Here is a 16,664-nt window from a genome sequence, read left to right as displayed (position 1 = left end):
AGCCGATGACCTTCGAAGGCGTGATCGAGCAGGCACGGCGTCTCGCCGGCGCGCCCTACAGCCCCGCTCCCGAGGATCTCCCGGCCCCGCTCGCCGGCCTCAGCTACGATGGATACCGCGCCATCACCTTCCGGCCCGATGCGGCGCCCAAGCTCGGCGAGTCCTTCTCGCTGCAGCTGTTCCATCGCGGCTTCCTGCAGAAGAAGCGCGTCGCCCTGTTCCTCCAGCCCCCGGACGGACCGCCCCAGCCGATCCTCTATCGGTCGGGTCTGTTCGAACTCGGCTCCGCCCTGGCCGGACAGGATTTCCCGAGCGATCTCGGCTTTGCCGGTTTCCGCCTCCATTACGCCTTCGACGATGCAAAGCCGGCTCAGCAAGAGGAATTCCTGGTCTTCCTCGGAGCCTCCTATTTCCGGCTCCGGGGAAAGACGCAGGAATACGGCCTGTCGGCGCGTGGTGCCGCGATCCAGACCGGTGGTCCGGGAGCGGAGGAGTTTCCCGACTTCACGGCATTCTGGATCTGCGAGCCGAAGGCCGAGGCCCGCACCGTCACGATCCTGGCCCTTCTCGATTCACCAAGTCTGGCAGGGGCCTACCAGTTCGAGGTCCATCCCGGCGAGACTTCACGGATGGTCGTGACCGCCTCGCTGCATCCGCGCGCCGCGATCCCGCGCCTCGGCCTCGCGCCTCTCACCAGCATGTTCCTGCACGGCGAGAACGGGCCGGGCGCCCGAGGGGCCGAGCCCTTCGACGATTTCCGGCCCCAGGTCCACGATTCCGACGGGCTCGTGGTCTCGACCAGGGACGACCGTCTGTGGCGTCCGCTCATCAACGGACGGCGCGGCCCGCAGATCTCGGCCTTCCAGGTCGATCCCCTCGACGGGTTCGGCCTGCTTCAACGCGAAAGGAATTTTGCCGGCTATCTCGATGTCCAGGCGCGTCATGAAGCCCGTCCCGGCCTCTGGGTCACGCCTCAGGCAGGGTTCGGCGCCGGGGCCGTGCAGCTCTTCGAGATACCCTCCCGCGAAGAATACATGGACAACATCGTCGCCGCCTTCGTGCCGGGCGCGCCCGTGGCGGCGGGGAGCGCCCTCGACCTCGCCTACACGCTCTCCACCGTCGGGGCCGAGCCGGACACCGCCGTTCTGAGCGCCCTTGCCAGGGTGGTCTCGACCCGCGTCGGTTCGGCGGAGCGCCTGCGGCCGACCACGCCGCCGAGCCCCGAGCGCCGCCTCTACGTCATCGATTTCGAGGGACCGGGATTGCCCGCCGGCCCTGACGAGGGGGTCGCCGCCGAGGTTTCGGCCAGTGCCGGCACCATGGTCGACCCGGTGGTGGAGCGTGTGCCCCAGACCGGGGGCTGGCGCCTCTACGTGGAATGGCGCCCGCCGACGCCGCTGCCACCCGGCGACGTCATCCTGCGCGCGCGCCTCATGCGGTCCGGTCGCCCGATCAGCGAGACCTGGGACAACGCGGCCTGATCACGGCTCGGTGGAGGCCGAACCGGGTGAGATCGCGATCGCCGAAGGGCAGTCCAATGCGGCATCCGAACGCCTGGGAGACGGCGCCTTCGGCCATCTCCGTCTCTACGGCGCCGCCCGCTTCCTCAGCACCATGTCCCCCTTGAACAAAAACTTCTGCGCGCGCTTGCCCGTATCCACCTCCGTCGTGAACACGTTGCCCCGGCTGTCGACCGCGAGGTTGTGGACCCAGTGGAAATCGCCGGCCATGCGGCCGTTGCGGCCGAAGGCGCCGAGCACCTCGCCGGTGTCGCGCTTCAGGGTGCGGACCTCGTTGTTGGCGCCGTCCGCGTTGAGCAGGTAGGTCTGGTCGGCGTCGGGCCACAGCGCCAGCTCCCAGACCGAGCCGTTGGCGCGGGTGCTCGCCTCCACGAAGAACTCCTTCACGAAGGTCCCGTCGCGGCGGAACACCTGGACGCGGTCGTTGGCCCGGTCGCAGACATAGACCAGCCCGTCGCGGGCGATCTGGACGCAATGGACGGGGTTGCGGAATTGCTGCGCCGGCGCGGCGGCCGGGTCGTAGGCCGGCAGCGCCTCGTCGGTGGGGGGCCGGCCGTAGGCGCCCCACATCCGTTTGAACGCGCCGGTCTCGGCATCGAACACGATGACCCGGTGATTGTAGTAGCCGTCGGCGACGAACAGTTCGTTGGTTTCCGGGTCCACCTGCATGGCGGCCGGCCTGCCGAGGCGCGTCGTGTCGAGGCTGTTGGTCTGCGGACCCTGCTTGCCGATCTGCAGGACGAATTTGCCCTCCTGCGTGAATTTCAGGATCAAGCCATCCTGCTCGCCGTTGCCGGCGAGCCAGACGAAGCCCTTGTGGTCGATATGGATGCCGTGCTCGTTCTGGGGCCAGTCATAACCCTCGCCGGGGCCGCCCCAGGCGCGGACGAGGGTGCCCGCCTGATCGAAGACCAGCACGGGCGGCGCGGGATGGCAGCATTTCGTGCGCGGCGGTGAGAGGCTGGCGGCCTTCTCGTCATCGGTCAGGGAGCGGGGGCGCTGCACCACCCAGACCCGATCCTCGGCATCCACGGCGACGCCGGAGGCCTGACCCATGATCCAGTTGTTCGGCAGGGGTTTGGGCCAGGCCGGGTCGACCTGGAAGGTCGGGGGCTCCGCAGCGGCCGCGCCCGCGAAGGCGATGACGAGCACGGCCAGACCAAGCCTGAGCCTCATGCGCTTCTCTCCCTGACCCGTTCGTTCTTGCCACAAGTCTCCGCCGGGCCGGGGCCTTTGTCCATCGCCTCTCGCGCTCCGATCGGTATCGACACGGGGCCTTTGTTACGGGGACGTCTTGGCCCGGAGCCCGTCGGATCGAGCCCGTGAGGTTTGACCGGTCCGCCGCCCGGCCTGTAGACACCGCGGCCTCGTCTGTCCGTGAGGAATCCATGGCCGCCATCACTGCAACCATCGCGGCGGAACTCAAGGTCGCCGAGCGGCAAGTCAATGCGGCGGTCGAACTCCTCGACGGGGGATCGACGGTGCCGTTCATCGCGCGCTACCGCAAGGAAGCCACCGGCGGCCTCGACGATGCCCAGCTGCGTGACCTCGAAGAGCGCCTCGCCTACTTGCGAGAGCTGGAAGCGCGCCGCGCCGCGATCCTCGAGAGCATCGACGGACAGGGTAAGCTCGACCCGGCCCTGAAGGCCCGCATCCTGGCCGCCGACACCAAGGCGCGGCTCGAAGACCTCTACCTGCCGTTCAAGGTGAAGCGCCGAACCAAGGCGCAGGCTGCCCGCGAGGCCGGGCTCGGCCCCCTGGCGGAGGCTCTGCTCGCCCATCCCGAACGCGCGCCGGAACAGGCGGCGACGGGCTTCGTCGATGCGGCCAAGGGCATCGCCGATTTCGACGCCGCGCTGGAGGGAGCCCGCACCATCCTGATCGAGCGGTTCGGTGAAGACCCGGAGCTCGTCGGGACCTTGCGCGATACGGTCTGGCAGCGCGGCCGGATGACCTCCACCGTGAAGAAGGGCAAGGAGGCCGGCGGCGAGAAGTTTGCCGACTATTTCGACTTCTCCGAACCCCTTACCCGTCTGCCCTCGCACCGCATCCTGGCTCTGTACCGGGGCGAGAAGGAGGAGATCCTCGACCTCGACATCACCGACGCTCCCGGCGACGTGGCGGAGAAGGGTCTGCCGTCCTGGCAGGAGCTGCGCATCGCCCGCGCCTTCCGCATCGGCGATCACGGCCGGCCGGGCGATCGCTTCCTGATGGAAACGGTGCGCCGGACCTGGCGTACCAAGCTGAAACCCGCCCTCGACACCGATCTGCGTTCGCGCTTGCGGCAGGTCGCCGAGACCGGTGCGGTGGGAGTCTTTGCCGGCAACCTGCGCGACCTGTTGCTGGCCGCTCCCGCCGGGGCTCGGCCGACAATCGGGCTCGATCCGGGGTTCCGCACCGGGGTGAAGGTCGCGGTGGTCGACGCCACCGGCAAGGTCGCGGCCACCGAGGTGATCTATCCGCACGAGCCGCGCCGCGACTGGAACGGCGCGCTCGCCGTGCTGGCCAAGCTCTGCCGCGCACACAAGGTCGAGCTCGTCGCCATCGGCAACGGCACCGCCTCGCGCGAGACCGACAAGCTCGCCGCCGAGCTGATCGCCAAGCAGCCCGAACTCACCCTGACCAAGGTGATGGTGTCGGAGGCGGGCGCCTCGGTCTATTCGGCCTCCGCCTATGCCAGCGCCGAACTGCCGGGCCTCGACGTGACCCTGCGCGGGGCCGTCTCCATCGCCCGCCGCCTGCAGGATCCTCTGGCCGAACTGGTGAAGATCGAGCCGAAGGCCATCGGCGTCGGACAGTATCAGCACGATCTCGCCGAGGGTCAGCTCTCCAAGGCCCTCGACGCGGTGGTGGAGGATTGCGTGAACGGCGTCGGCGTCGACGTGAATATCGCCTCCGCGCCGCTGCTCGCCCGCGTCTCAGGCCTGTCCGAGCGGGTGGCGGCCAATATCGTGACGGTGCGGGACGAGAAAGGTCCGTTCCGCACCCGCGCCAGCCTCAAGAAGGTCGCAGGCCTCGGTCCCAAGGCCTACGAACTCGCCGCCGGCTTCCTGCGCATCCGCGGGGGCGACGATCCGCTGGACGCGTCCGGCGTCCATCCGGAGGCCTATCCGGTGGTGCGCCGCATCCTCGCTGCCGCCGGGCAGCCCATCACCGCCGTCCTCGGCAACGGTCCCGTCCTGAAGGGGCTCGATCCGAAGCGCTTCACCGACGAGACCTTCGGCCTGCCCACCGTCACCGACATTTTTTCGGAGCTGGAAAAGCCCGGTCGCGACCCTCGCCCCGCCTTCAAGACCGCGACCTTCCAGGATGGGGTGGAGAAGATCTCCGACCTCAAGCCTGGCATGCGGCTGGAAGGCGTGGTGACGAACGTCGCCGCCTTCGGCGCCTTCGTCGATATCGGCGTCCACCAGGACGGCCTCGTCCATATCTCGGTTCTGGCCGACCGGTTCGTGAAGGACCCGCGCGAGGTGGTGAAGCCCGGCGACGTGGTTCAGGTCCGCGTGGTCGAGGTGGATGCTGCCCGGAAACGCATCGCGCTCAGCATGCGTTCGGAGGAAGCGGGTGCCGAGCGGAGCGGACGCTCGATGGAGCGCCCGTCCTCCTCACGGCCTCAGCAGAAACCGGCTCCCGCACCGGCGCCACGGAGCCCGGCCCCCGACGGAGCCCTCGCCGAGGCCCTGCGCCGGGCGGCGGAGGGGAAGGATCGCGGACGGCGCTAGGGGGAGTTCGGAGGACCGTTCATTTCCTTCGGAGCCCGGCGTTCAGGTGGCGCGTCCCCCTCAGCACGCAGCCACGTTCACCGCGAGGCCGCCGAGCGAGGTCTCCTTGTACTTCGCCTGCATGTCGTGGCCGGTCTGGCGCATGGTCTCGATGACCTCGTCGAGGCTGACCCGGTGGATGCCGTCGCCGCGTAACGCCAGGGAGGCCGCCACCACCGCCTTGTTGGCGCCGAAGGCGTTGCGCTCGATGCAGGGGATCTGGACGAGGCCTCCGATCGGGTCGCAGGTCATGCCGAGATGGTGCTCCATGGCGATCTCGGCGGCGTTCTCGATCTGCAGGGTCGAGCCGCCCAGCAGGGCGGCGAGTCCGGCCGCCGCCATGGCCGCCGCCGAGCCGACCTCTCCCTGGCAGCCGACCTCGGCCCCCGAGATCGAGGCGCGGCTCTTGATGAGGCCGCCGATGGCGGCCGCGACCAGCAGGAATTCGCGGCCGCGCTCGTCCGACCAGCCCGGGCAGAAGTCGCGGGCATAGCGCAGGACGGCGGGGACGATGCCGGCGGCGCCGTTGGTGGGGGCGGTGACCACACGCCCGCCGGCGGCATTCTCCTCGTTCACGGCAAGCGCGAACAGGCTGATCCAGTCCATGATCTCGTGGGCCGGCCGGGTATTGAGGTGGCGGTGGGCTTCGAGATCCTCGAACAGCTTCTTCGCGCGCCGCCGCACCTTCAGGCCGCCCGGCAATTCTCCGGTCTGGCGAAGGCCCCGGTCGATACAGGCGAACATCGCGTCGCGGATGGTGTCCAATCCGTCGTCGATCTCCTCGCGGCTGCGGCTGGCCCCCTCGTTGGCACGCTGGACCTGGGCGATGGAGAAGCCGGTCCGCAGGCATGTCGCCAGAAGGTCGGCGGCGCTGGCATAGGGCAGTGGGTAATCCACCGCCTCACCCGCCAGGACGTCGTCCTCGCCGACGACGAAGCCGCCTCCGATGGAGTAGCAGGTGACCGTGTCGAGCAATGCGCCGTGACCGTCGAGGGCGCGGAACCGCATGCCGTTGGTGTGCACCGGCAGCACTTCGGTGAAGTTGAAGACGAGATCCGTCTCGAGAGCGAAGGCGGGGCCGCCGAGGCCGAGCTTTGCCGTCCGCTTCACCTCGGCCACGTATTCGTCGACGCGGTCGGGGTCGATCGCTGCCGGGCTATGGCCGAGGAGACCGAGCAGGATGGCGACATCGGTCCCGTGCCCGCGCCCGGTCCAGGCGAGGGAGCCGAAGATCTCGGCACGGATACGGGCGAGGCCGGCAAGGCGTCTCGTCCGCTCGCGGAAATCGCGCGCCGCCACCATCGGACCCACCGTGTGCGAACTCGACGGGCCGATGCCGATCTTGAACAGGTCGAAGGCGCTGATCATCGGTCCCGGTCCGTCCCACAGGCAGCATCGCGACTCCTCGTCGAACGAGCCCCGTTTTCCGAAGATCGGGGTTCGCTTCTCGACATGCGATAGCGAGCGCGCCGGCCCCGCTTGCGAAATTCGCGCCGCCGCTCCTCCGACAGATGTCTCTCGACCGTCGTCCGGGCGGCCGTGGCAAAGCCGCGCAGGGTCACTCCTGGCCCGCCACCTTCTGGTCGTCACGGGCGCGGTGCAGGAGGAAGATCGAGATCACCATGGTGAGGATGAGCCCGGAGAGCACGCCGAGTTCGATCATCGAGGCACGGAACAGGGCGTCGCGCTCGGGGCTCATCGGCCCGTGCATCACCTCCGAGGATTGCAGGGTGATGACGAGGACGCGCCGGATCGAGGCGATCAGGCCGACGATGAGGAAGGGTTCGCAGGTGAGCTTGCCCGAGCGCATCGACACGCGCACCGTGTGCAGGATTTCCACCAGCATCAGCAGGAACAGCAGGCTGTCGACGATCTTGAGGAGCTGAGCCGAGCCGCCGAGTTCGCGGATCGCAGCGAACAGCATCCCGGTCGCGTCGATCAGGGCGAGGACGGCGGTGGCCGCCAGAAGCAGCCCAAGCGCGGCATAGATGGCGTGCTCGGTATGCAGAAAGACGAAGGCCGAGATCCGGGTCAGCCGGCCTTCCTGCTCGCTGTCCTGCTCGCGGTCATGCGCCATGTCGTGCCGGCCTCCACCCAGCACGCTACATGTGTCAGGCGTTGTGCCGCTTCCAGCGTCTCGCCGCCGAAGTGGCGTGGCCCGTCCATCGGCTCGGTGCGGGAAAGGACTCCGTCCAACTCCGACTCAGGGCAACTCCGACTCAGGGCAACTCCGATTCAGGGCAAGTCCGGCTCAATGCATGTCCGGTTCAGTGGAAGAACGGCAGGACATGCGGTGCGTAGAGGCCGAACCCGAGCATCACGAGGCCGGCGATGCCGAGAAAACCGCCTGCCAGCGTCAGGGCCGCGATGCCGGTGATGACCTGTGCCGAGGCGAGCACGATGCCGATCTGGAACGCGGCCGAGCCGAATTCATAATGATGGTAGCGATGAAGGGCGAGGTCGCGGTGCTCCTGCGACGCCCGCGCCTTCTCCTGCAGCTCCTTGCGCCCGTCGCCGGTGGCGGGGTCCGATTCCCAGCGGGCCATGGTCTTGGCCCATTCCGTCCGCTTGGCGGTGATCGCCTCGGCATTGATGCTGCCGGGGGGAATGAGCGCCAGGGTCTCGTCGGCGGTCTTGAGGATCGTGCCGCGGATGGTGCGGGCCTGATAATACGCCCACTGGTTGGACGATTCGACGTTGGCGCTGAGCGCCTCGGTCTGCGCACCCTTGGCCAGGGTCTCGGCCAGCGCCAGGAACAGCGCCAGCACCGAGATCAGTAGCGCGACCTTCTTGTTCGAGCCTTCGACGGCTCCATGACCCGACATGCCGGATGCTCCCTCTCGTTTCGACGGCGGGAGTCACAGCCGATCCGGGAAGGAAGCGCAACCGTTTCCTCCGTCATCTTAAGTCGCGCCGGGTTCGCGCCTCAATCCTTGAACACGTACCCGCCGATGATCTTCAGGCCGACATGGCGGCCGGCGGCGAGGCGGGCGGTGTCCGAGGCTTCCACCACGACGGTCTTGCCCTCGGGCCGGTCCACCTCGATCCGCTGGCGGCCCTGGCTGCGATAGGACGAGCGGACCGAGCCTTCGAGATGGGCCTGGTCGGGCTCGGCGAATTGCAGCTGCCACGGCCGCGCATAGAGCTTGACCGGGCCGACGAGACCGCTCGGTGCCTTGACCGGGGTCAGCCGGCCGTTGACGCGCACCTCGCCGCCCTGGACGATCGCCTCGACCTCGATCGTATCGCCGAGGAACTTGAGCACGGTGGACGAGACCGGGTTCTCCTGGACCTCGTCGGGGGTGCCGATCTGTTCGAGGCGGCCCTTGGACAGGACGGCGACGCGGTCGGAGAGTTCCAGGGCCTCGTCCTGGTCGTGGGTCACGAAGATCGTGGTCTGGCCGGTGCGGTCGTGGATCTCGCGGAGCCAGCGGCGCAGGTCCTTGCGGACCTGGGCGTCGAGGGCGCCGAAGGGCTCGTCCAGCAGAAGGACGCGCGGCTCCACGGCGAGGGCGCGGGCGAGCGCGATGCGCTGGCGCTGGCCGCCCGAGAGCTGCGACGGGTAGCGGTCGGCGAAGCCCGAGAGCTTGATGAGGTCGAGGAGATCGCCGACGCGGCGCTTGATCTCGGCCTTCTCCGGCCGGTCGGCGCGCTTACGGGCCTTCAGGCCGTAGGCGATGTTCTCGGCCACGCTCATATGCTTGAACAGGGCATAGTGCTGGAACACGAAGCCGACGGCGCGCTGCTGTACGGGAACGCGCGTGGCATCGTCGCCGCCGAAGATGATGCGGCCGCGATCGGGGAAGTCGAGCCCGGCGATGATGCGCAGCAGCGTCGTCTTGCCCGAGCCCGAGGGCCCGAGCAGCGCCAGCAGCTCGCCCGCCCGCACGTCGAGGGAGAGGTCGTGCAGCACGGCCGCCGTGTCGAAGGTCTTCGACAGTCCCTCGACCCGGATCGCGGTTGACGATTCCACCGGCTCAGTGACCTCGTGCGCCCGCTGCGATCTCGGCGCTGAAGCGCCATTCGAGGAGGGATTTGACGAGGAGGGTAACAAGAGCGAGGCCGGCAAGGAGGGAAGCGACGGCGAAAGAGGCAACGAAGTTGTACTCATTGTAGAGGATCTCCACGTGGAGCGGCAGTGTGTTGGTCAATCCGCGGATGTGGCCCGAGACCACCGACACCGCGCCGAATTCTCCCATCGCCCGAGCGTTGCAGAGCAGCACGCTGTAGAGCAGCCCCCAGCGGATGTTGGGCAGGGTCACGGTCCAGAAGGCGTGCCAACCGGACGCTCCCAGGGTCAACGCGGCTTCCTCCTCCGCGGTCCCCTGCTCCTGCATCAGCGGGATCAGCTGGCGGGCGACGAAGGGGAAGGTGACGAAGATCGTGGCGAGCACGATGCCGGGAACGGCGAAGATGATCTGGATGTCGTGCTCGATCAGCCACGGGCCGAGGATGCCCTGTGCGCCGAAGACGAGCACGTAGATCAGGCCCGACACGACCGGGGAGACCGAGAACGGCAGGTCGATGAGGGTGACGAGGAGGTTCTTGCCGCGGAACTCGAACTTGGCGATCGCCCAGGAGGCCATGATGCCGAAGGCGAGGTTGAACGGCACGGCGATCGCCGCGGTCAGCAGGGTCAGGCGGATCGCCGCGCGGGCATCCGTTTCGGTGAAGGCGGCGAGATAGGCCGACCAGCCCTTGGCGAAGGCCTGGATGAACACCGTCACCAGCGGCAGCACCAGGAACAGCGCGAGGAAGACCACCGCGATCCCGATCAGCAGCCAGCGGACGATACGGCCTTCCGTGACCACGCTCTCGGCGCGGGCGGGTGGTTGGGTGGCGACGGCGCTAGACATAACCGAACCTCCTGCGGCTCCAGGCCTGGATCAGGTTGATGGCGAGCAGGGTCAGGAACGAGATCCCGAGCATGATCGTGGCGATGGCGCAGGCACCGCCGTAATCGAACTCGGAGAGCTTGATGACGATGAGGAGCGGCGCGATCTCGGAGACGTAGGGCAGGTTGCCGGCGATGAAGATGATCGAGCCGTACTCACCGACGCCGCGCGCGAAGGCGAGGGCGAAGCCGGTGAGCACCGCCGGGATCAGGGGCGGCAGCACGACCTTGACCAGGGTGTGCCAGCGCCCGGCGCCGAGGGTGGCGGACGCCTCCTCGATCTCCTTGTCGATCTCGACGATCAGCGGCTGCACCGTCCGGACGGCGAAGGGCAGGCCGATGAAGACCATGGCGATGTAGATGCCGACCGGCGTGTAGGCGGCCTCGATCCCGAGCTTGGCGAGCTGCTCGCCCACGAGCCCGTTGGGCGCATAGAGCGAGGCGAGGGCGATGCCGGCCACAGCGGTGGGCAGCGCGAAGGGCAGGTCCACCACGGCATCGACGAGCTTGCGCCCGGGAAACCGGTAGCGGGTGAGCACCCAGGCGATGAGGAAGCCGAAGATCGAGGCTGTCAGCGCCGCGATCAACGAGACGCCGAAGCTCACCCGCAAGGCGCTGGCCACCCGCGGATCGGTGGCGACCCCCCAGATCCCCGAAAGTCCGAGGCCGGAGGCGCGGGCGACGAGGGCGGCCAGCGGCAGCAGCACGATGACGCCGAGGCAAGTTAGGGTGTAGCCGAAGGTGAGCCCGAAGCCGGGAATCACGCTGGGCTGACGAAAGCGTCGTTTCGGACGCAGAGGCGGCTCTGCCATGGGGGTGGTCCTGGTGTTGATCTCGTCCCGCCTCTCCCGCGGGGAGAGGGTGACCCGCCTGCCTCGCAGGCACCCTCCCCGGAGTGAGGGGAGGGGTCATGAGCGGGCTACGGCGCCGGCTTGCTCAGCTGGTCGAACAGGCCGCCATTGTCGAAGTTTTTCTTCTGGATATCGTCCCAGTTGCCCTGAAGATCTTCGATCTTGAACAGCTTCAGCTCCGGCAACTGCGCGAGATCCTCGGCCTTGGCCGCCTCGCGCTTGATCGGACGGTAATGGTGCTTGGCGAAGATCGCCTGCGCCTTGTCCGTGTAAAGGAACTGGAGATAGGCCTCGGCCTGCTTGCGGGTGCCTTTCTTGTCGACATTGGCATCGACGAGGGCGACCGGCGGCTCGGCGTAGATCGAGGTCGGCGGCACGACCACATCGAACTTGTCACGACCGAACTCGTCGAAGACGAGATAGGCCTCGTTCTCCCAGGTCGGCAGCACGTCGCCCAGGCCGCGCTGCGCGAAGGTCACGGTGGAGCCGCGCGCGCCCGTGTCGAGCACCGGGACCTGCTTGTAGAGCTGGCCGACGAAGGCGTTGGCCTTGTCCGCGTTCTTGCCTTCCTTCTCGTAGGCGTAGCCCCAGGCCGCGAGGAAGTTCCAGCGGCCGCCGGCGGAGGTCTTCGGATTCGGGGTGATGACCTTCACGTCGGGCTTCACCAGATCGCCCCAGTCCTTCACGCCCTTCGGATTGCCCTTGCGCACGAGGAACACCACGGTCGAGGTATAGGGCAGACCCTCGTTGGGCAGCTTCGTCCGCCAATCGGCCGGGATCTTCTTGGAGAGGCGGCTGATCGCGTCGATGTCGGAGGGGATACCCAGGGTCACCACATCGGCGGGAATTCCGTCGATGACCGTGCGAGCCTGAGAGCCGGAGCCGCCATGGGCCGCGCGGACGGTGATGGTCTCGCCGGTCTTCGCCTTCCACTCCTCGATGAAGGCCGCGTTGATGTCTTTGTAGAGCTCACGTGTCGGATCGTAGGACACGTTGAGGAGTTCGGTCTGAGCCAGGGCCGCGCCGGACATCGTCAGGGCCGCACCGAACCCTGCCGATACCAGGCAGGCCGAGCCGGCGCACAGAGCGAGCGCCAACTTCCTGCGGGAAGGACGGCGGAAGGTCGGCGTCGAGGACATGGTCGCGCTCACAGGGTTATCTCCGGCTACGTCGCGGCCGCGGGACAGATCAGTCCCGATGGCCTCGATAAAGCTACGTTTCGTTCGGTTTAAAGAACAATGTCAAGCTTGACCGACCGTGACGTATTGAGCCTGAGATAGGCAATTCTCCTTCAAAAATCGAGATCCAGAAGAACGGATGACTGTATCGAGAATGATGTTCCCTTCGAAGACGCATCAAGGGAAGAAATAATCTGCAGGACCGCGTTCTTTAGAAAGAACGTTCCGTTGTAAATCGGTGGCCCATGATGCGACGCGTCATGCTTCGGGCGCGAGACCGTGAGTCTCTCGGCGCATGCGGGCCACTCGCCCATGCGAATCCGTTTGTGTCTGCAAGTCTTTCGGCGCCTGAAGTGAATTGCCGGATCCGCCAGACGAGGCTGGAGGATCGGGCCGATCGATACGCCGAACGACGAAAGACCGGTGCGGCATCCCGCAACCGGCCGCTCAGGCTGTGTCGTCTCTCAGGAATCTGGAAGGGCCACGTCCGGAGAGCTCGAATCCGATCGTCGATACCGGCGGGAGACGTCTCCGGAGACGGGCGGCTCAGTCTGAGGCCAGGGCCACCAGGGAGAACAGGGTAGCCAGCAGAACGTTGCCGGCGACGACGAGAACGAGGATGGTCATGGAAATGGGTTTCGCGCGTTGGATCAGGGGCGACGCGGACGGTGCCGATGCGTCGATACGGTCCATAGCATCACGATTCTGAACGCCGTGTGTCGTCTCGCTCCTCCAGCGACGAAATTCCGGTCCTGATGCGTCCGAGCTTCGCCAGGAGGGTTTCGATCCGTTCGCTGACCGGTTCGACCAGGGAGGTCGCATAGAGGTTGCGCAGGTTCATGCCGAGATGCCGACGCACGCTCGGGCTGAGAGTGGCGGCGCTCGCCGGCCGCATCTGACCGTTCCGCCCGTCATCCGGCTGCACCTTGGTCATGAGTGGCACTCCGCTCATCCCGGCTCCATCAAGAGTGCCGGCGCCGTCACACGTGAACGTGTCGGTCCTGACGAGAAGGCTGCCACAGCTTGGTTAAGAACAATCTTATCGATTCCGACGAAATGCGTCTTGGACGAGGCCCCATTTTCCCCCTCGTCTGTCAATGACATTTTACGCTTTCCGGGGCGAAATAAATCTGCCGCTCGAGCATATGCGAGGAAATGGCGCGCCTGCAAAGGGTTGCGTCCGGCAGGGCCGCCGGGCGACTTCCCGACATGGTTACCGAGTGGTTTCCGGCTGTGGACGACGGCGCCAAAGCGGGGTTACAACGCTCAAGCTCGCTGAGTCGGATTCAAGTCTTCAGCGTGTATCTGTCGCACGAACGGGAGATCTTCAAAGAATGCAGACCATCACCATCACCGTGCGAGAACGCGACACCGTATTGGCGGCTTTGCGTTACTATCAATTCTATCGCCTACAGGGGCACCCCTTTGACCCTCGGCAAGATCACCTGATCGATGCGATTGCAAGCCACTCAGGTGAAAGTCTTGATCTTGCAGAAATCGACGATCTTTGTGCCGGTATCCACGGCAACAAGCATGCCCTGAGCGCTGCCGCGTAACGCCGACATCAGGTCCGGTATCGAAGCCGAAAGTCGTCGATTCGACGACAACCACCCGTCCACTGTGTGGATGGGAAGACGAGGCGCCGCGCGCATCCGGTCTTCGCTGAGAGAATGCCACACGGCGCGTTTCACTTCATAACCGCCGAAGAAGAAACTTCTCTTTTCTCGATCACCCGCGCGAGGCTCTCGCAGCAGCAACTGTGCCGGGCTTCCCCGGCCAGTGCACGACGATCCATCATCGAAAAAGCCGATCGCCACCGATCGCTGCCTCTTTCCGCGATGAGCCTACTTTCGTCCTCTCGAGGAGCCTTTCGCCCTCTCACGGAGCCTTGGCGAGGTGGCCCTTGGCACGCTCCAGGGCCTCGGCGCAGGCCTTGGCGTCGCCCTTGCCGTCGGCCGTGCGCGCTTCATCCAGGGCGACCTTGGCCTGCATCGCGGCGTCACCTCCCTTTCCGGCCTCCGCCGATTTCTCGGGCGGTGCGGCCGGGGTGGAAGCATTGCCGCGCTCGGCGGTTTCTCCCTGGCCTTCACGCGCGCCCGCCGCTGCCTTGCCCGAGGTCGAGGCGGAAATGGAGCCGGTCGCTTCGTCCTTCACCTTTACATCGAGGCGGGCGATCTCCTCCGAACAGGGAGAGGCGAGGACCGGGCCTGCGACCAGGGTGGCCGCGCATCCGGCGGCCAGCAACGCGGCGAGAGGTCGGGGCATCCGGTTCATGTTGCATCCTCGAAGGGCGTGTCTGTGAACGGACAACCCCGTCCCGCCGGTTCGGCTCCGCGACGGCGGCGAAGTTTACGCCCCGGCGAAACCCGATGAGCCGTTTCTCGCACCGTCATGGTCGTGGTCGCATTCGCCGTGGTCGGCGAGAACCTGGATGACCCGGCACTCGCCCACCCGGCCGTGTCCGCATTCCGCCACCATGCGCTGCAGCTCCGTGCGCAGGGAGATCAGCCGGGCGATGCGCTGCTCCACTTCCGCCAGATGCCGGCGGGCGAGGCGGTCCACCTCGGCGCAGGATTCGTCCGGCTGTGCACTCATGGCGAGGAGTTCGCGGATCGCGTCGACCTCGAACCCGAGTTCACGCGCATGCCGGATGAAGTTGAGCCGTGCCACTTCCGACTCGCCGTAGCGCCGCTGCTGTCCCTCGGTACGCGGCGGCGAGGGCATCAGGCCGACCTGCTCGTAGTAGCGGATCGTCGGCACCTTCACTCCTGCGCGGCGCGACAGGATTCCGATCGAGAAGGCCATTTTTCGCTTGATCCTCTAGTCGCTAGAGCTTGTAGACCCGTTTCTAACGACGAAACGAGGAGAGAGCCATGGCCGAATCCTGCTGCGGCACGAGTCAGATCCACGCCGAGACCCACGCTCACGCACATGAGCATTCACCGGGCGACGCGCACCGTCATGCCGCGGCGGCGCAGGCTCCGAAGGTCTCGGCGCATGAGGAATCCTGCGGCTGCAGCGGCGGTGTTCCGGTCTTCGATGGGGTGGATCCGCGCTACAAGCGGGTGCTCTGGTTCGTCATCGCCCTCAACGGCGCGATGTTCGTCACCGAAATGGCGGCGGGGCAGGCGGCCGGATCGCAGGCGCTGAAGGCCGACGCCCTCGACTTCCTCGCCGATACGGTCACCTACGGCCTCAGCCTCGCGGTCATCGGGGCGAGCCTGCGGACCCGTTCGATGGCGGCGCTCGCCAAGGGAGTGAGCCTCAGCCTGATGGCGCTCTGGGTCTTCGGCTCGACGGTCTACCAGACCCTCGTCCTGGGCGTTCCGAGCGCGGAATGGATGGGCGGCATCGGCCTGATGGCGCTCGGCGCCAATGTTGCCTCGGTCCTGCTGCTGATGCGCTACAAGGACGGCGACGCCAATGTCCGGTCCGTCTGGCTGTGCTCGCGCAACGACGCCATCGGCAATATCGTCGTGATGGGCGCGGCCTTGGCCGTCTGGGGCACGAAATCGGCCTGGCCGGACCTCGCGGTCGCCGCCCTCATGGCCGGCATCTTCCTCACCTCTTCGGTCCAGATCCTGAAACAGGCCTGGGCCGAGTATCGCGAGGGCGGTCGGCGGATCCCGGCCGTGGCAGCGGAGTGAATGCCGCGCCGACTGTCCGGCGGGCGCCGCTACGGCTTGCGCCGGATGGTGTTCTTCACACCCATGGCGTTGACCTCCGGGTTCGGCACACCGTCCTTGCGCGACCACTCGACGACGTGGTCGGCCCCGGACACGCTGAATGCCGCAGGTCCCGCCAGGATCAGGTCGGCGCGATTCCCGGCGCCCGTCATCTCGAGTTTTCCGGGAACTCCGACGCCGCCCATCGTCGCCGTCACGGTGTTTCCCGATACGGCCACCGTCAGCTGCTGCACGGTCCCGCCCGTGACCTTGTGATTCGCGCCGGAGATCGCCAAAGCCGTCGCCTTCTCGAAGCTGACGGTATGAGTCGATCCGTGAACCACGATCTGCTTGCAATCCCCCGTCAGGGCGATGGCGTTCTCCGCCCCGTAGACGCCGACATCCCTGCCGCCGCAATCGACGTCCCGGCTCAGGCCGACACCTTCGACGAGGAGCTCCTCCGCTTGCGCAGGGCTCGCGTAAGCCAGGGCCACCACACCGATCGTCAGGAGAAAACCGCGCATTCGAGGGTCCGTCACTGTTGGGAAGCGGCAGAGCCGTCCGTCTCGTTCGGTGCGCCCCACCGCAACGGGATCAAGGGCTTGACCTACCGGCGAACGGACGAGACCCGCGAGGCGGATCAGCATCGGTACGCCAAGGTCGAGGACCGCGCTATAGGATGGCCGGGCCGGGAGGACATCCCGCAGCCCGGTCGGTCAGGGACGGGCCCGGCGGGGCTCGATTCTGCAGGCTCGTCCTGGCCTTCCAGCCCGGTGCGATCCGGGCCGGAAGATG

17 protein-coding genes are annotated in these 16,664 nt (G+C 67.0%); 4 read left to right on the top strand and 13 right to left on the bottom strand.

Annotation, left to right across the window (positions count from 1 at the left end; genetic code table 11):
- The first annotated feature begins 5 nt into the window (after window positions 1–5).
- A complete protein-coding gene (locus tag A3OK_RS0117735) occupies window positions 6–1,481 on the top strand; it encodes a glucan biosynthesis protein (RefSeq protein ID WP_019906231.1) in 1,476 nt (491 codons plus the stop codon).
- 105 nt (window positions 1,482–1,586) lie between these two features.
- Here A3OK_RS0117735 and A3OK_RS0117730 read toward each other — a convergent pair whose 3' ends face one another.
- Window positions 1,587–2,696 carry a hypothetical protein gene (locus A3OK_RS0117730; protein WP_019906230.1) on the bottom strand — a complete coding sequence of 370 codons (1,110 nt, stop codon included), beginning with the start codon at window positions 2,694–2,696 and terminating at the stop codon, window positions 1,587–1,589.
- Window positions 2,697–2,908: 212 nt separating this feature from the next.
- Here A3OK_RS0117730 and A3OK_RS0117725 point away from each other — a divergent pair, with 212 nt between their 5' ends.
- Window positions 2,909–5,242, top strand: a complete 2,334-nt coding sequence (locus A3OK_RS0117725) for a Tex family protein (protein WP_019906229.1) — start codon at window positions 2,909–2,911, stop codon at window positions 5,240–5,242.
- A gap of 60 nt (window positions 5,243–5,302) precedes the next feature.
- On the opposite strand, the gene A3OK_RS0117720 is transcribed toward A3OK_RS0117725, so the two are convergent.
- The 9 genes from A3OK_RS0117720 to A3OK_RS23045 form a co-directional block, all read right to left on the bottom strand.
- Complete coding sequence (locus tag A3OK_RS0117720) at window positions 5,303–6,649, bottom strand: L-serine ammonia-lyase (RefSeq protein ID WP_019906228.1); 1,347 nt, start codon at window positions 6,647–6,649, stop codon at window positions 5,303–5,305.
- A gap of 190 nt (window positions 6,650–6,839) precedes the next feature.
- Window positions 6,840–7,358 (bottom strand): phosphate-starvation-inducible PsiE family protein, encoded by a 519-nt coding sequence (locus A3OK_RS0117715; protein WP_019906227.1) that lies wholly within the window; start codon window positions 7,356–7,358, stop codon window positions 6,840–6,842.
- Between the two features lie 190 nt (window positions 7,359–7,548).
- Window positions 7,549–8,106 carry a DUF4337 domain-containing protein gene (locus A3OK_RS0117710; RefSeq protein ID WP_019906226.1) on the bottom strand — a complete coding sequence of 186 codons (558 nt, stop codon included), beginning with the start codon at window positions 8,104–8,106 and terminating at the stop codon, window positions 7,549–7,551.
- A 101-nt stretch (window positions 8,107–8,207) separates the two neighbouring features.
- Window positions 8,208–9,254 (bottom strand): sulfate/molybdate ABC transporter ATP-binding protein, encoded by a 1,047-nt coding sequence (locus A3OK_RS0117705; protein ID WP_019906225.1) that lies wholly within the window; start codon window positions 9,252–9,254, stop codon window positions 8,208–8,210.
- Between the two features lie 4 nt (window positions 9,255–9,258).
- On the bottom strand, window positions 9,259–10,137 hold the full coding sequence (gene cysW / locus A3OK_RS0117700; protein WP_019906224.1) for a sulfate ABC transporter permease subunit CysW: 879 nt from the start codon (window positions 10,135–10,137) through the stop codon (window positions 9,259–9,261).
- Window positions 10,130–10,987: a sulfate ABC transporter permease subunit CysT gene (gene cysT / locus A3OK_RS0117695; protein ID WP_026597385.1), complete on the bottom strand. Its 858-nt coding sequence runs from the start codon at window positions 10,985–10,987 to the stop codon at window positions 10,130–10,132. Before cysT ends, cysW begins: the two co-directional genes overlap by 8 nt.
- 107 nt (window positions 10,988–11,094) lie before the next feature.
- Window positions 11,095–12,057, bottom strand: coding sequence for a sulfate ABC transporter substrate-binding protein (locus tag A3OK_RS0117690; RefSeq protein WP_081631262.1), 963 nt, complete (start codon window positions 12,055–12,057; stop codon window positions 11,095–11,097).
- Window positions 12,058–12,750: 693 nt separating this feature from the next.
- Entirely contained in the window at window positions 12,751–12,897 is a 147-nt protein-coding gene (locus A3OK_RS24165) for a hypothetical protein (RefSeq protein ID WP_019906221.1), read from the bottom strand.
- Window positions 12,898–12,901: 4 nt separating this feature from the next.
- On the bottom strand, window positions 12,902–13,138 hold the full coding sequence (locus tag A3OK_RS23045; protein WP_019906220.1) for a hypothetical protein: 237 nt from the start codon (window positions 13,136–13,138) through the stop codon (window positions 12,902–12,904).
- Window positions 13,139–13,538: 400 nt separating this feature from the next.
- Between A3OK_RS23045 and A3OK_RS23735 the strand changes: the two genes are divergently transcribed.
- A complete protein-coding gene (locus tag A3OK_RS23735) occupies window positions 13,539–13,760 on the top strand; it encodes a hypothetical protein (protein ID WP_081631214.1) in 222 nt (73 codons plus the stop codon).
- Window positions 13,761–14,082: 322 nt separating this feature from the next.
- Here the strand turns inward: A3OK_RS23735 and A3OK_RS0117670 are convergent, their stop codons facing one another.
- Entirely contained in the window at window positions 14,083–14,478 is a 396-nt protein-coding gene (locus A3OK_RS0117670) for a hypothetical protein (RefSeq protein ID WP_019906218.1), read from the bottom strand.
- 75 nt (window positions 14,479–14,553) lie between these two features.
- Window positions 14,554–15,009 (bottom strand): helix-turn-helix domain-containing protein, encoded by a 456-nt coding sequence (locus A3OK_RS0117665; RefSeq protein ID WP_019906217.1) that lies wholly within the window; start codon window positions 15,007–15,009, stop codon window positions 14,554–14,556.
- A gap of 68 nt (window positions 15,010–15,077) precedes the next feature.
- Here A3OK_RS0117665 and A3OK_RS0117660 point away from each other — a divergent pair, with 68 nt between their 5' ends.
- On the top strand, window positions 15,078–15,851 hold the full coding sequence (locus A3OK_RS0117660) for a cation transporter (RefSeq protein ID WP_019906216.1): 774 nt from the start codon (window positions 15,078–15,080) through the stop codon (window positions 15,849–15,851).
- A 29-nt stretch (window positions 15,852–15,880) separates the two neighbouring features.
- On the opposite strand, the gene A3OK_RS0117655 is transcribed toward A3OK_RS0117660, so the two are convergent.
- On the bottom strand, window positions 15,881–16,393 hold the full coding sequence (locus tag A3OK_RS0117655; RefSeq protein WP_019906215.1) for a DUF3060 domain-containing protein: 513 nt from the start codon (window positions 16,391–16,393) through the stop codon (window positions 15,881–15,883).
- Between the last annotated feature and the right edge of the window lie 271 nt (window positions 16,394–16,664).

Source organism: Methylobacterium sp. 77 (genome assembly GCF_000372825.1).
GTDB lineage: Bacteria > Pseudomonadota > Alphaproteobacteria > Rhizobiales > Beijerinckiaceae > Methylobacterium.
This window is presented reverse-complemented; position numbering and strand designations above follow the sequence as displayed.